This is a genomic window from Candidatus Pseudothioglobus sp. Uisw_050_01 (assembly GCF_048085775.1).
Taxonomy (GTDB): Bacteria; Pseudomonadota; Gammaproteobacteria; order PS1; family Pseudothioglobaceae; genus Pseudothioglobus.
On sequence record NZ_CP159804.1, the window covers coordinates 254781 to 270064 of the forward strand.

At 34.7% G+C, this 15284-nt stretch carries 16 protein-coding genes; 6 read left to right on the plus strand and 10 right to left on the minus strand.

The annotated features are described in order from the left end of the window. Positions 1 to 28: 28 nt before the first annotated feature. The 8 genes from ABXT51_RS01225 to ABXT51_RS01260 form a co-directional block, all read right to left on the minus strand. Positions 29 to 259, minus strand: coding sequence for a helix-turn-helix domain-containing protein (locus ABXT51_RS01225; RefSeq protein WP_416695785.1), 231 nt, complete (start codon positions 257 to 259; stop codon positions 29 to 31). Next, positions 256 to 1224 (minus strand): tRNA dihydrouridine synthase DusB, encoded by a 969-nt coding sequence (dusB, locus tag ABXT51_RS01230; RefSeq protein WP_416695786.1) that lies wholly within the window; start codon positions 1222 to 1224, stop codon positions 256 to 258. Before dusB ends, ABXT51_RS01225 begins: the two co-directional genes overlap by 4 nt. Before the next feature lie 4 nt (positions 1225 to 1228). Beyond that, positions 1229 to 1726 carry a peptide deformylase gene (def, locus tag ABXT51_RS01235; RefSeq protein WP_416695787.1) on the minus strand — a complete coding sequence of 166 codons (498 nt, stop codon included), beginning with the start codon at positions 1724 to 1726 and terminating at the stop codon, positions 1229 to 1231. Continuing rightward, positions 1723 to 3282, minus strand: a complete 1560-nt coding sequence (gene nadB, locus ABXT51_RS01240; RefSeq protein ID WP_416695788.1) for an L-aspartate oxidase — start codon at positions 3280 to 3282, stop codon at positions 1723 to 1725. The genes def and nadB overlap by 4 nt, the downstream gene beginning before the upstream one ends. A gap of 146 nt (positions 3283 to 3428) precedes the next feature. Then, positions 3429 to 5720 (minus strand): efflux RND transporter permease subunit, encoded by a 2292-nt coding sequence (locus tag ABXT51_RS01245; RefSeq protein WP_416695789.1) that lies wholly within the window; start codon positions 5718 to 5720, stop codon positions 3429 to 3431. A gap of 16 nt (positions 5721 to 5736) precedes the next feature. Then, positions 5737 to 6390 carry a protein-L-isoaspartate O-methyltransferase family protein gene (locus ABXT51_RS01250; RefSeq protein WP_416695790.1) on the minus strand — a complete coding sequence of 218 codons (654 nt, stop codon included), beginning with the start codon at positions 6388 to 6390 and terminating at the stop codon, positions 5737 to 5739. Between the two features lie 7 nt (positions 6391 to 6397). Continuing rightward, positions 6398 to 7804, minus strand: coding sequence for a dihydrolipoyl dehydrogenase (gene lpdA / locus ABXT51_RS01255; RefSeq protein ID WP_416695791.1), 1407 nt, complete (start codon positions 7802 to 7804; stop codon positions 6398 to 6400). After that, entirely contained in the window at positions 7801 to 9375 is a 1575-nt protein-coding gene (locus tag ABXT51_RS01260) for a dihydrolipoyllysine-residue acetyltransferase (protein ID WP_416695792.1), read from the minus strand. The genes lpdA and ABXT51_RS01260 overlap by 4 nt, the downstream gene beginning before the upstream one ends. A gap of 122 nt (positions 9376 to 9497) precedes the next feature. Between ABXT51_RS01260 and ABXT51_RS01265 the strand changes: the two genes are divergently transcribed. Both ABXT51_RS01265 and ABXT51_RS01270 read left to right on the plus strand, forming a co-directional pair. Continuing rightward, complete coding sequence (locus ABXT51_RS01265) at positions 9498 to 10406, plus strand: ABC transporter ATP-binding protein (protein WP_416695793.1); 909 nt, start codon at positions 9498 to 9500, stop codon at positions 10404 to 10406. An 8-nt stretch (positions 10407 to 10414) separates the two neighbouring features. Next, complete coding sequence (locus ABXT51_RS01270) at positions 10415 to 11176, plus strand: ABC transporter permease (RefSeq protein ID WP_416695794.1); 762 nt, start codon at positions 10415 to 10417, stop codon at positions 11174 to 11176. Between the two features lie 124 nt (positions 11177 to 11300). On the opposite strand, the gene ABXT51_RS01275 is transcribed toward ABXT51_RS01270, so the two are convergent. Next, positions 11301 to 11582 (minus strand): hypothetical protein, encoded by a 282-nt coding sequence (locus ABXT51_RS01275; protein WP_416695795.1) that lies wholly within the window; start codon positions 11580 to 11582, stop codon positions 11301 to 11303. Between the two features lie 165 nt (positions 11583 to 11747). On the opposite strand from ABXT51_RS01275, the gene ABXT51_RS01280 reads away from it, so the two are divergent. Next, positions 11748 to 13097: a hypothetical protein gene (locus ABXT51_RS01280; RefSeq protein ID WP_416695796.1), complete on the plus strand. Its 1350-nt coding sequence runs from the start codon at positions 11748 to 11750 to the stop codon at positions 13095 to 13097. Positions 13098 to 13272: 175 nt separating this feature from the next. Here ABXT51_RS01280 and ABXT51_RS01285 read toward each other — a convergent pair whose 3' ends face one another. After that, entirely contained in the window at positions 13273 to 14430 is a 1158-nt protein-coding gene (locus ABXT51_RS01285) for an agmatine deiminase family protein (RefSeq protein WP_416695797.1), read from the minus strand. A 55-nt stretch (positions 14431 to 14485) separates the two neighbouring features. On the opposite strand from ABXT51_RS01285, the gene ABXT51_RS01290 reads away from it, so the two are divergent. From ABXT51_RS01290 to ABXT51_RS01300, 3 genes are read left to right on the plus strand one after another with little or no spacing between them, the layout of a single operon-like run. Further along, a complete protein-coding gene (locus tag ABXT51_RS01290; RefSeq protein WP_416695798.1) occupies positions 14486 to 14854 on the plus strand; it encodes a DUF2237 family protein in 369 nt (122 codons plus the stop codon). A 17-nt stretch (positions 14855 to 14871) separates the two neighbouring features. Beyond that, positions 14872 to 15063, plus strand: a complete 192-nt coding sequence (locus ABXT51_RS01295) for a CPXCG motif-containing cysteine-rich protein (RefSeq protein WP_416695799.1) — start codon at positions 14872 to 14874, stop codon at positions 15061 to 15063. A gap of 16 nt (positions 15064 to 15079) precedes the next feature. Further along, positions 15080 to 15277, plus strand: a complete 198-nt coding sequence (locus tag ABXT51_RS01300) for a DUF3565 domain-containing protein (RefSeq protein WP_416688390.1) — start codon at positions 15080 to 15082, stop codon at positions 15275 to 15277. The last annotated feature ends 7 nt before the right edge of the window (positions 15278 to 15284 follow it).

The following is a 15284-nucleotide window of genomic DNA, read 5'->3' on the forward strand; positions in this document are numbered from 1 at the left end:
GATATTTTAAGGAATTGATTATAAACTCTTACAGGTTATAAAGGCTTACTTTTTTCTTTAGGGTTGCTCTGTTTATGCCAAGGATTCTGGCAGCTTCACTTTGATTTTGATTGACTTTATCTAGGACAAACTTAATAGTAGCTGACTCAGTTTGTTGGATAACCATCTTAAAAACTCCATTTGATTTTTCACCATTCAAGTCCGAGAAGTACTTCTCGAGACTATCTTTGATACAATCCTGTAAACCCCTTTGTGTCATATTGAATACAAAAAATCATGAAAAATTGAATATTGTTCAGAGTGATCAGACACTCTATTAATGTTTGGCCAAAATGCTGTCCCTTTTTCTTGGTCAAGGTGCATAGAATACCAAAAAATATGCTTTCTGGATAACTGTGTGCCTAATTTATGGCCATAAAAATCATGAATTTGAAGAATATGGCTCAAGATAAGGGAAATTTTTTTATTTAAAGAAGTCTCTTCTGCTTTGTTTCCAGTCTTTAAAAAATGATTAACCTGACCAACTAGCCAAGGATTTCCTTGTGTTGCTCGACCAAGCATGACAGCTTTGGCACCAGTGAAGTCTAATATATCTTTAGCTTTTTCTGGGGAGGTGATATCGCCATTTGCAACAACTGGAATTGACACCATTTTGGTAATTTTTTTAACTGTATTAAATTCAGCTTCACCGTTATATTTTTGTGACCTAGTTCTCCCATGAATTGCCAACATTTGTATGCCAAAATCCTCAGCAATTTTTGCGATAGTGGGAGCATTTTTATTTTCTTCATTCCATCCTGTACGCATTTTAAGAGTAACAGGAATATCAACCGCACTAACGACAGACTTAATGATGTCTTCCACAAGTTTTTCGTTTTGCATTAAAGCTGAACCAGCAGCTTTATTGCAGACCTTTTTTGCAGGACAGCCCATATTGATATCTATAATATCCGCCCCAAAATCAACTGCTTTTCTGGCTGATTCAGCTAATTCTGCTGCCTCTGAGCCTGCTATTTGAATGCTAATAGGAGATTGTTCCGACGTAAAGTCTAGACGATGTTTAGATTTATTTGAATTAAGAAGATGGTTTTGCATCACAACCATCTCAGACGTTGTTAGGCCAGCACCTTGAGCTCTGCATATCATTCTAAAGGGTTTATCACTCGTACCTGCCATCGGTGCAAGTAAAACTTGTGATGGAAGAGAGTAAGGGCCAATATTCATAAAATTAAAATTTTAAGGTATTTTTTTCGGCTTTCTTTTTTAGGCGTTTTTGTTTCAATTTAGATAAATGATCTACAAATAATATGCCATTTAAGTGATCCATTTCATGTTGTATACAAACTGCCAACATCTCACTTGCATCAATTTCACACAACTCACCAAGCTGATTAAGCGCACTAACTTTTATTTCATTGGATCTTTTAACACTTTCATAGTAATTTGGAACTGAAAGGCATCCTTCCTCCCATTCAATTTCACCATTTTTTTCAATTATTTTTGGGTTTATTAGGCATAGTGGCTGGTTGCATTCATCTGAAATATCAATGACAATGATGCGCTTATGAAAATTAACTTGGGTTGCGGCTAAGCCAATACCAGGAGCATCATACATAGTTTCAAACATGTCTTTAACTTGTTTCTTGATAACTGCATTAACGGTGTCTACTTCTTTTGCAACCGTCCTTAAGCGCTTATCAGGGTACTTTAAAATGTCTAAAATCATGTTTTAATCATAACAGTGTTACGTATTTTGTTAAGTTGATTTGGGTAATCTTGGTTATAGTGCAAACCTCTGCTTTCCTTTCTAGAGATTGCTGATTCTACAATAATTTTTGATGTTTGAGCTAAGTTTCTTAGTTCAATTAAATCATCAGTTATAGTATAAATGCGGTAATATTCATCAACTTCTTTGTTTATTTGTTGAATTTTTAAATGGGCTGAATTAAGTCGATTATCACTTCTGACAATGCCTACAAAGTTCCACATAATGAGTCTGATTTCAAGCCATAAGTGGGAGATAACTACTTTCTCTTTTGAAGGGGCGACTCTAGAAGCATCCCATTTTGTAATAGAAGGGAATACTTCTTCGAAGACACTGTCATTAATATGCTTGGCGCAAGATTTTGCAAAAACAATGCATTCAAGTAAAGAGTTACTTGCTAATCTGTTGGCACCATGCACACCAGAATGAGCTACTTCTCCAATCGCATAAAGGTTTTTAATATTGCTTTGTGCATCTAAATTTGTATCAACTCCACCACATGTATAATGAGCAGCTGGGACAACTGGCAAGGCTTCATTGCATATATCAATGCCTAGCTCATTGCATCGCTGTGAAATAGCTGGGAAGCGTGACTTGATCCATTTGGCGTCTTTGAATGAGATATCAAGATAAACGCAGTCATACCCATTAACCTTCATCTCATTATCGATAGCTCTTGCCACAATATCTCTGGGAGCAAGTTCAAGTCTACTATCATACTTGTGCATGAATTCTTTACCATTCGGTAGAAGTAGTTTTGCTCCTTCACCTCTTAATGCCTCAGAAATTAGAAATGACTTAGCATGTGGATGAAAAAGACACGTTGGGTGAAATTGTGTAAATTCCATATTAGTAATATGACAACCAGCTCGATAGGCCATGGCAATTCCATCGCCAGTTGAGGTGTCTGGGTTTGAAGTATAAAGGTAGGATTTTGATGCTCCTCCAGTGGCTAATATAGTTTTATGGGAGGAAAAAGTACTAACCTCTTTTGTACTCTTATTGAAAACATATGCTCCATTGCAGTTTCCATCATCAACTAGCAAGTCAACTGCTACATATTGCTCAAAAAGTGTAATATTATTTTTTTGCTTAACTTTTGCTAATAAGTTAACTTGGATTGACTGACCAGTTTTATCAGCAACATGAGCTACTCTTTTTGAACTATGACCACCTTCAGTAGTTAGGTCATAGCTGTTATTGACATGTGAAAATTTTACACCAGTATTTTCAAGGTCTGAAATTGCTGAAGGAGCTTGCTCCACCATAAACCTAATACTTTTTTCACTGCCTAAGTTAAATCCAGTATTTATTGTGTCCAAAATATGTGACTCAAAGTTATCTTCTGGGTCCAGCACTGCAGATATGCCACCTTGGGCGTAATAAGAAGAGCCTTCTAATACTTTATCTTTCGCTATTACAGCTATTGAGAGCTTTTCAGACAGCTGAATTGCACTCATCAAGCCTGCAGCTCCAGAGCCTATAATAAGAACATCAAATTGATAATTGTTTGCCATGATTTATTGATACAAAAAGACACAAAATAAAAATTATTAAATTAATTTTTATATATAATCTCGCGTAAGTTAAAAACTACTATATTTAACTTATTTCTCCTTTTAATAGTAGACTAACCCCACTCTCTTATTCGAGGTGGGGTTTTTTATTTTATAAGCCTTTGGTTATTCATTTTGGGTTTAAAAATTATTAGCAACTTAGGAAGTAATGTTAGATTAACAATTACGGCACTCAACATAGCAATCGCCATAAAAATACCAAAATAAATACTCGGAGTAAAGTGCGATAATATTATAACTAAGAACCCAACTGCAACTGTGGCAGCAGTATAAAACATTGAGATACCAATAGTGCTATGTGTTCTGTACATCGAAGATAAGTAGTCATCATCCTTTAAAACCTCATTTTGAAATCTACTGATGTAATGGACTGCATTATCAATTCCGATTCCAATAGCAATAGCTGCTATAGTTATTGTCATAATATCTAGCGGTATATTTGCTAAACCCATAACCCCTAAGATTAATAGCGATGGAATTACATTTGGCAACACAGCTATAAGTGCAATTGATGCTGATCTAAATATGAATACAAAAATTATAAAAATAATTACAAAGACGCTAGTTATAGTCTTTATTTGAGATTCAAATAAACTTTGTAGAAGATTATTGTAGAGTGAAAATGTCCCTGTGAAATAAAAATCTTCTTGATTAAAGTTAAAGTTTTTAATCAAATCATTATTGATGTCATTAATGAGTTGGTTTCTATTTAACCCTATTGTTGTTTCTTTAATTCTTGCTACTATTCTTATTTGGTCACTATCATCTGATATATGTGGCTTTAAAATCTGCTCTTTAGCAAATTCAGGCATATTATTTTTACCTAAAGTTAACAAAAATCCATTAGGTGTTTTCCCATTATTTGATTTTTTAAGGATTTGCATGAATGTATCAATTGACAAAACCTTTCCAATGCTGGGTATTCCATCAAGGTACTTATGAACCTCATGGAAGTCATCCCTTAAGCTTGAATCTGCCCAATACGCATTTGCAATATCATTAAAAACAATTTCTAATGGAACTGTCCCACCTAGCTCTTTATCAATTAAGTGAAGCCCTTGATAAATCTCTGTATCTTTTTTAAAGTAGTTTATAAAGCTATTCTCTACTGAAAGTTTACTTAAACCAATAAAGGCAATAATCATAGTTGCAATGAGAGTTACTAGTATTCGCTTACCAAACTTATCGGTAATAATTGCAAATTTTTCTAAAACTAAGAATTGATCTGGATGACTTACAGTTTTAGGTTTTGGTAGAAGCATCGTAAATATTGCAAAACTAATAAAGGATAATACAAAAGCTATCATTACTCCTATACTCATCATTAAGCCAAAGTCAATTACAGGCTTAACATTACTTGTGGTTAAAGAAACAAATGCAGCTATAGTTGTAATTACGGTATAGGTGCATGGTTTAATCATTTCTGTCAAAGTCTGCTTTGTTAATTCTGAAGACGTTGCATCAGGATTATTGCTCGATATTTCTCTATAGCGAACCACTAAGTGAATAGTTACAGACAGGGTCATAACAAGAAGAAGAGAGAAAAAATTTGCTGAAATAACGGTAACTTTCCAGCCAATAGCGCTTATTACTCCAGTCATGAAAAGAGCGCCAATAATACTAATCATTATTGGAACCACAACCCATCGAATTTTATGAAAAAAGAATGCTAGCATTATGGACATTGCCAAAATAACAGCAAGACTAAATACTATTAAATCACTTTTGATATATGCAATTGCATCATTTCTTATCATTGGAACTCCGCCCAAGAATAAGCTTGCTTCATTGCGATATTCATTCATCGTTAAACGTATGTCTTCGATTATTACTTTCAAAGTTTCTTGATTAATTAATATTTCTGGGTTGTCAGTAGAAAGTGGAATTAATAACGCCGTTGTTTTTAAGTCTGTGCTAACTAGGTTGTTAGCATAAAGTGGGCTATTTTTAAATTCATTTTCAATGTAAGACAATTCTGCCTTACCATTGTCAATTGTATAAACATCACTCGCAAGTTCAATAAGAGAAAGAGGTGGGGATTGAAATAGAGAAACGTCAAGTATTGATATTACTGAATTAATACCTTCAATATTGAGTAAGTCATCTCTTAAGGAGCGCAGGTGAGATATCTGTTTAGTACCAAGAATAGTTTCTTCATTAGCCGTGTAGCTAATTACTAACGATTCATCAGAGCCAAAAGTTTTTTGGGTATCAAAATAAAGTTCTAGGTTGTTATCACCCTCTAGTGATAATGACTCTGAGGAGGCATCAAGTGAGAAATTTTGAATTTGTAGAAATGTTGTTCCAATAACAACTAAAAACAGAGCTAAAGACCATGCTGGCTTCTTAATTAAGAAATTCAATAAAGAATTAAGCATATCTGTCTAGTTCAAGTTAAAAGGTAAATTTGACAGATGGCTCAGAACCTATCATGACGTCTAAATGCGTTTCAAAAAGCGATTTGGAGTGCCATTCATTTTCATTTAGACGTGAAACAAGAGTTGCATGCATTTGGTTTTTTGATCCAACAACTACAAATAATTTTCCACCTAAATTTAGAAGTTTTTTTAAGTCTTTATTAATTTCAGGAAGAGCACATCCTAGAACAACTGCATCAAACTGCCCATTCTCAAAATTAGAAGTTAGAAAGCTTTCATGCTTAAGGGTTATATTGCTTAAATTAAGTTTATTAATCTTACTTTTTGCTAAAGCATGTAAGTCTTTATCAGCATCAATACTTATAACTGAATTTGATAGTAAAGATAGTACGGAAGTAAAGTAACCGCTTCCAGTGCCAACTTCTAGAACATTTTCATGGCCTTTTAGGTCAAGGCTATCTAGAATCCTGCCCTCAATTTTTGGTGAAAGCATTTTGCCTACCTTATTAAGAGGTATTTCAATATCAGCAAATACTAACTTCTGATATTCTTCTGGAACAAAGTTTTCACGTGGGATATCTGTTAATGCTTGATTTGCTCTCACATTGAGACCACCCCAAGGCCTTACTTGCTGTTCAATAACATTTTTTCTAGCTTGTTTAATATCCATATTTCACCTATTTTTTCTTTCTTGGCGGCATCAAATCTGTAATTGTACCTTCAGCCATTTCAGCTGCAAATGCAGTCGTTTCTGAAAGAGTAGGGTGTGCATGAATGGTTAAAGCAATATCGCTCATATCACAACCCATTTCAATGGCTAAAGTAGCCTCAGAAATTAAATCACCAGCATGATTTCCACAAATACCCATGCCAAGAATCTTACCTGACTCAGCATCAAATAAAGCCTTTGATACACCTTCACTTCTTCCAATACTCAAGCTTCTTCCAGATGCAGCCCATGGAAACACACCTTTATCAAACTTAACTCCAGCTTCTATGAGTTCTTTTTCAGTTTTGCCAGTCCATGCTACCTCTGGATCTGTATAAGCGACTGAGGGAATTGTAAGAGCATTAAATCCAGTTTTTTTGCCACTAATTACTTCTGCTGCAACTTTAGCTTCATGAGTGGCTTTATGAGCAAGCATTGGTTGTCCAACAATATCTCCTATAGCAAATATGTTATCAACATTAGTTTTCATTTGATTATTTGTAGCAATAAATCCACTTTTATCAATATTAACGCCAGCTTTTTCAGCATCAATTAATAGGCCATTAGGGGTTCGCCCAACAGCAACTAAAACCTTGTCAAATGTGTCTGACTCTGGAGCATCTTTACCTTCAAACTCAACTTTTATTCCTTTTTTTGCTGCAGTCATTTTGGTAACTTTAGTGTTTAAAAAGACATTAGCATAAGTCTTTTTTATTTTTTTAAATAATGGAGTAACAATATCTTTGTCTGCCACAGGAATAATTTGATTGCCAAGCTCAACCATAGTAATTTCACTTCCAAGGGCATCATAAATTGTAGCCATTTCGAGGCCAATAATGCCACCACCAACAACCAGCATTCTTTTAGGTATGTCATCCAACATCAGGGCATCTGTGGAGTCCATTACTCGCTTGTCCTCGAATGGAAACATTGGAAATTTCGTTACTCTTGAGCCTGTTGCAATAATACATTGCTCAAATTCAATGACTTCATCAGTCCCATCAAGTGCCACTTGATTCTTTGAAAGAAATTTTGCATAGCCCGTAATTACTTTGACTTTTCTTGCTTTAGCAAGGGCTTGAATGCCACCAGTAAGCTTGCTTACTATAGCTTCTTTATTTTTTCTAACACCATCAATATCTATTTTAGGGCTTTTAAAAGTAACACCAAGTTCATTTGCATGCTTGGCTTCGTTGATTACTTCAGCAGTATGAAGAAGTGTTTTAGAAGGAATACAGCCCACATTTAAACAAACCCCACCAAGAGTTTTATGACTTTCAATTAAGGTAACTTCATTACCTAAGTCAGCCGCACGAAAAGCAGCTGTGTACCCGCCTGGACCAGATCCAATAACTAAAACTTTAGTTTTAATCATAATAACATCTCCATAATATTGCTAAGAACTTGATTTAGTTCAGCCATAAACTTCGCTCCCTCTGCACCATCTATAACTCTGTGATCATATGAAAGTGCGAGTGGAATCATTGCCGTAGGCTCAAAAGAAGTCCCATTCCAAACTGGCTTTATTTGTGTTCTAGAGACTCCTAAAATTGCAACTTCAGGTGAATTAATAATTGGCGTAAATTGGGTCCCACCAATTCCACCTAGGCTTGAAATCGTAAAGCCCGCACCTTTCATTTCGCTTGCCTGTAATTGACCCTCTCTAGCTCGTGAAGAAATATCAGCAAGTTCTTCAGCGAGTTCAACTAATGATTTTTTACCCACATCTTTTACAACTGGAACCAGCAAGCCATTTGGCGTATCAACTGCAATACCAAGATTAAAGTATTTTTTTACTATTAAATTGTCACCACTCTCATCTAAAGAAGCATTAAAGTTTGGATGACGTTTTAAAACTTGAACGACAGCCTTCATAATGAAAATTAGGGGACTTAATTTAATATTTCTTTCTTTTTGATGTTTGCGAAATTTCTCTAATTGCTCAATATTAACTTCATCAAATTGAGTGACATGAGGTATTGAGCTCCAACTACTTGAGAGGTGTTTTCCAGATATTTTCTTAATTCTAGATAATGGAACTATCTCTACTTCATTATCAGTATCTCCATTAATAACTATTTGTTTTACAAAAGACTTTAAATCTTCCTCTAAGATCCTGCCTTTTTTACCTGTACCTTTAATCTTTGATAAGCTAACTCCAAGTTCTCTTGCTAATTTTCGTATGGAAGGAGAGGCGTGAGAATTTGAATCAGTATTTAAAGAAATTTCTTCTTTAGGGTCTTCAGTTATTGAGCTTGAAACACTTGGTTCTTCAATCTCAATATGTGAACTACCCGTTGCTTCTGAATTGCTAGGAGCAGTTGTTTTATTTGAAGCTTCTTCTTCAGGTTCAGAATCACTCTCAATGGTGAGAATGAGCTCACCTTTAGCTATTTTATCTCCAACTTTTACTTTAAGACTGGCTACTTTTCCTGGAAAGGGCGCAGGGATTTCCATTGTAGCTTTGTCAGTTTCTAATGTAATAAGACTGTCATTTTCATTGACAGTATCTCCAACTTTCACTAAAACTTCAATAACATCAACAGAGTCAAAATCACCTATATCTGGTAACTCGACATTTTTTTGTGAAGTATTAGATTGATTATTTGAACCCGTTGCTTCTGAATTGCTAGGAGCAGCTGTTTTATTTGAAGCTTCTTCTTCAGGTTCAGAATCACTCTCAATGGTGAGAATGAGCTCGCCTTTAGCTATTTTATCTCCAACTTTTACTTTAAGACTGGCTACCTTTCCTGGAAAGGGCGCAGGGATTTCCATAGTAGCTTTGTCAGTTTCTAATGTAATAAGACTGTCATTTTCATTGACAGTATCTCCAACTTTCACTAAAACTTCAATAACATCAACAGAGTCAAAATCACCTATATCTGGTAACTCGACATTTTTTTGGGTTGGCATATAGACTATTAAATAGCTTTGTATTTTAAGCATGTAATTATCCCAAATTTAGCTTGTGAAGTGGGATAAATATGAAAATAAATTTACATGTCAAAACTAATTTATTTTTATATAATAAGTTAATTATTTTTTTATAATCTAAGTAAGATAATTTTATGACATTAGCACTTTCCACAGATAATCTAACCAAAATATATTCTAATAATCTTGAGGCACTGAAGGGTGTAAATCTAAGGGTAGAAAAGGGTGATTTTTTTGCACTTTTAGGCTCTAATGGCGCTGGAAAAACTACGGCAATTGGAATTATTTCAGGCTTGCTAAAGAGCACCTCTGGTGAGGTAAAGATAAATGGTCTAGATCAAAATAAACATGCAAATGAAGTAAAAAAAATGATTGGCTTAATGCCTCAGGAGTTTAACTTTAATCCCCATGAGCCCAATATGGAAATTCTTATGAACCAAGCTGGTTACTTTGGAATTTCTCGCGCAGAAGCTAAAATTCAAGCTGAAGTTCTTTTGAAAAAGATGGAGTTATGGGATAGACGATTTGATGTTGCACAATCCCTATCTGGTGGCATGAAAAGGCGACTGATGCTGGCTCGAGCATTAATGCATAAACCAAGCATATTAATTTTAGACGAGCCAACTGCTGGCGTTGATGTTGAAATTCGTAAATCAATGTGGGATTACTTAACCCAACTTAATAAAGAGGGTATGACGATTATCTTAACCACTCATTATTTGGAAGAGGCGGAATCTTTATGCAGGAATATTGCAATTCTTAATGATGGCGATCTTGTTGAGCAGACTAATATGAAGAAGCTTCTTTTAAAAGCAAAGAGGCAAGTACTAATTCTAGACACTATCGAAAAATTGACAAACAATATTTCTATCACTAATTGTGATTGTGTATTAATAGATGACACTACTTTACAGGTTGCACAAGGAGAAAATACTTCAATCTCAGATGTAATTTTGAGTTTGTCAGCTCAAAATATTAATGTGTCCCACCTTCGTAGTTCACAAAATCGCTTAGAAGCTTTATTTTTATCAATTACTAGTTAAATATTATTATGTGGATTGCTTATAAAACCATTGTTACAAAAGAGATACTAAGATTTGTAAGAATTTGGATTCAAACGATAATTCCTCCAGTTATTACAACCTCACTCTATTTACTAATATTTGGTGGTTTAATGGGTGGGAGAATTGGTCAAATGCAGGGCGTTGATTATCTGAATTTTATAGTTCCTGGAATTATTCTTATGACAGTAATTATGCAATCTTATGCGAATACAGTTTCCTCATTTTTTATGACTAAATATAATAATAGCTTTGAAGAGTTATTAGTTTCTACAACTCCTAATTGGGTTATTTTATTAGGCTTTGTGAGTGGTGGTGTTTGTAGGGGGCTAACTATTGGTCTTGCAGTAACCTTTACAATATCATTTTTTGTTGAAATTCAAATTCATAGTTTTGTAGTTATAGGTATCACCTTTCTTATAACGTCAGTTATGTTCGCTTTAGCTGGCTTTATAAATGCAGTTTTTGCCAAGACTTTTGATGATATTTCAATCGTTCCAAATTTCGTTTTGCTTCCATTAACGTATCTTGGTGGTATGTTTTATAGTATTGATATATTGCCTAGCTTCTGGAGGAGTGTGTCAATTTTTAATCCAATTTATTATATGATGGATGCTTTTAGAATGGGATTTTTAGGCATTGGCTCTGTTGAATTATGGAAGGCTTTTTTAGTGCCTTGTATTATGATTATTATTTTGGCATTAATCGCTAATAGGCTTTTAAGTCGAGGCGTTAGTATAAAAACAGAGTAATATAGCACCTCGAAAACCCAGCCCTCATGCGATATCCAGAAAAGTGTGTAATAAGTGTGTAATAGAATCATAAATTAACTCTCACACATCAAACGAAATTGGACTTAGTAGTTTTGTACTTTAGTTAGTTGCTATGGTTTAGTGTTACAGGGCCAACTTTAGTATCTACAGAAACAATCCCTTGAATAGCGTCCATTACTTTATTTTTTGCAGCTGTTGCTCTTTCCATTGCTTCATTACTCTCATATAAAGTTACAGATATGTTGACGTTGCCTTCAGACTTAACTGCTATCAATTGCTCTGCTTCTGGAAAGTCACTTGGTGCATTTGGAACGTAGGCAGCAGCAGCAATATCTGCCGCTTCATTTGATTCAAAGGTTACTGTTGTAATTCTTGCTACTGACATTAGCGCTCCTAGTATTGTTTTTAAAGAAAATTAATTATAGTGTAAAAAAGAACTGCCTCAAAGATGAAACGAAGTTTGGACTTTATCACTAAGTTTGTATATTTAGATTATTCAATAAACCATTTTGAATCTTTTAATTAAAATCAATAGGTATATACTCAAGGTATGTTTAAACAATATATCTTTCTTTTAATTCTATCCCTTTTCTCAACACAAGGTTTCGCAGCAGGATGTCCTGATGGCAGTGAGCCAGTTAAGAGTATATCTGCGGATGGTACTTATTTTGTATTTGAGTGTAACAATAATACTCAAAACAGTTCATCGGCTAATCAAAACTTCGACATAACTATTGTCAACAAATCAAGCTTTCCAACAAAAACTTTACAGGAGTGGGCTGATTCTGCTAGTTCTAAAATGGCTTCACGTGAGTCAAATATATTTGTATTTATATATGATGTAGGTGAAATAATTGAACCTATACAAGAATTTGGTCCGGGCCACCTTCATCAAGTTTTAATGTCTCCAAATGAAATCAATGAAAGCTATCAGATGATAGAAGACTGGTCTAAAAATAATAGTTGTGGATATATTGACTATGAATTATTGGGTCAAATCAAAGAGGGTTTAGAGAGAGGAGTTGACTGGTCTTCTCAGTGGTCTGTTTGTACCGAAGAAAGACTTGTAGGAATGGGTCTTACTGACAACATGAGAAATAACCCAGGGGGAAGAGATGCATTTTATGCAGATCTTCAAGAATTCCTTCAGCATGAACTTTATCACGCCTTTCAGCATGATTTAACAACTGAAGGTGAGTGCAGAAATAAAGCAGATAAAAGAGACAGTAATAGTCGATGGATGATTGAAGGAGGAGCTAGATTTTTTGCAAAAAATTTGTTAGATGATAATAAATCTTTTGACAGTCACATCCTTCAGGAAATATACGAAAGAAAAATGGGACGTGAAGCTTTTGAAGGTGAAAGTGACAAAGCAGGCTCAGCAGCTCTTCTATTAATGTCCAAGAGAGGTCTTATTAATGAAAGTGAAATCCTAGATGGAAGTCTTTTCCATGACTGCGCTAGAGAACTTAAATTTGATAAAAATAGTAGTGAAATAAAATTTATATTAAAAAATTGGAATAATATTATTAGAGTGAGCGAAGAAGAATATGAATTTTCACCAGAAATTTTATTGGATTATGATGCTTCAAGACCATCTAAAGATGAAAACAAAGAAGATGCAACAAGTGAAGAATATCCAACAGTTGATTACAACACAAATCTCTTAGAAATTTGCAAAAGAGATGTTGAGGGCAATTGGAAAAATGATATTAAAAATGCCTCTTATATGTTTGCAGTTGCAGGTGAGGATGGAAGATGCGAGTATGGTCTTGGCGATACAGAAAATGGCGCGTTTGAAGAGTGCAAAAAATGGCAGGAAGAAAATAATATTGTTGGAACCTGTGAGCTCTATGGAAAGGATGGAGAGGTTGTTTGGGATGGCTCAGTTTTGGAATGATTAATTAAAGGCGGTACCATAAAAACAGAGTGACTTATTACCCCTACAGATACTATTCTGATAGGGTTTCTCTAAAAGTGTGTATCTAGTGTGTATCTAGTGTGTATCTAGAATCTTAAGTTACCCCGTCTCACATATTATCAGCAGAGTTTGCAAAATAAAGTTAAAGATTATTTTACATTGGATTTGCAGGCTGATCATTTGTATGGCAGTGAACTCCACCACCAGCCGCCCAAGAACTTAACATTTCAATCAAATACACATCACGATTTGGGAAATAATTTTCGATACGAGATTTAGCTGAGGCATCTGTTTCAGGATTCCCAAAGCCAGGCACAATTACAAATCCGTTACCAACTAACCAGTTCATGTAATTTGTATCAAACTTTTGATCTTTATATTTTACAGAACCCTCAATGGGCTCTCTTATTACATTAAACCCTGCTTTCTCTATTATTTTTGCTGCATTATCATAAATCTCAGCATCTTTACTATCTGGTCGACATAAAGATCGAGATGTACATTGAACTACAACAACAGTTTCTTCTCCAATAAACCGGGCAATACCATCAATGTGTCCTTTGGTAAAGTCTTCATCCGGAATACCCTCAATGAAAATAACATTTTTTACACCAAAGTGTTTCTTCAGGTCAGTTTCTGCCTGTTGTTTATTGTAGTTCAAATTTCGACTTGGATCTCCTAGAGCGCTCCAATTTGTAATAACTGTATCTAATCCGTTAAACTCTAAGTTACCACGTTCATGTACTATATTTATGGAATCAACAGGCATATCAAGTATCGCTCCAACTTTATCTGGGACCATGTTGTCGAGGTTAAAAGGAATGTCTGAGCCAAAAGCACCACCCCATGCATTAAAATCCCAATTTTGAATTCTTAACTCATTATCTTCTAAAACATAAATAGGCCCATTATCTCTCATCCAAGCATTGTCATTAGGCACTTTATGCCATCGGATATTTTTATTTTGAGGGTCTGCTCCTATGTTATGTATCGCTTTAAGTGCCTCTGCATAAATTTTTTCAGAATGATATAAAATGTGTAGTGTTTCGTAACGAGAAATAATTGCAGATATCTTCGCAAAGGTTGGCTCATATTCTTTTTCCCAGTAACCAGGCCATTGCATCCAAATTGCTTCGTGAGTTTCCCATTCAGCTGGAACACGTTTTGATATATTGCTAACTTCATTTGCGAGCGTATTAATGCTTATCGCAGAAAGTAGAAGTACTATTGAGATAAACCAAATTCTACTTTTTCTTTTTGTGTTAATAATGTTGTCCACCATTCCCATTTTAAATAAAGAATGATGCCTCACACATATCAAACGAAATTTTAAATATAATGCTAACTTTTTTTAAATACTTTTAACAATGGATGAATCAATTAACGTGTTTGGTAAAAAATTAGAAATCTGTGGCATGGATCCAGTTACTGGATTCTACCGAGATGGTGAGTGTAATACCTGTAAAGATGACTCTGGCTCTCATACAGTTTGTATTGAAACTTCGCAGGAATTTTTAGACTACACAAAATCGCAAGGAAATGACTTATCTACTCCTATGCTGGATTATGGCTTTGAAGGCTTAGAACCAGGTGATAGTTGGTGTGTATGTGCTGGGCGTTGGTTAGAAGCAGAGAAAAGTGGCATGGCACCAAGACTGAATTTACAAAGTACCCATATAAGAGCATTGGAAATAATTCCAATGGAGCTTCTCAAAAAATATGCAATAGATGATTAAAATGGAGAATTTAAAAAATGATACATAAAGTGATTACCTGTTTTTTTTGTTTTGAGCAGTTTGAAGTTTCATTAGAAATTGGCCCATCTTTTATTGGTAATGACGTTGAGATTTATGACTGTGAGATATGTTGTAATCCAAATAAACTCGAATATGAAGTTTATGATGGTGAAATAATCATAAATAATGTTGGTGATGGAAATGAATAAATTCATCTAATCTTTTATTGAAAAAATAACTGGCTTTCATCTAGACGAAGATAATCACTGGGTAGCAGACTTATCTTGTGGCCACACTCAGCATGTCAGGAATAATCCACCTTGGCAACAAAGAGAATGGGTTTTGTCAGATAACGGACGTAATGACTTTATAGGATTTGAATTTGAATGTAAGTCTTGCAGGGATGAATATGACTTTCAATAAGACTGAA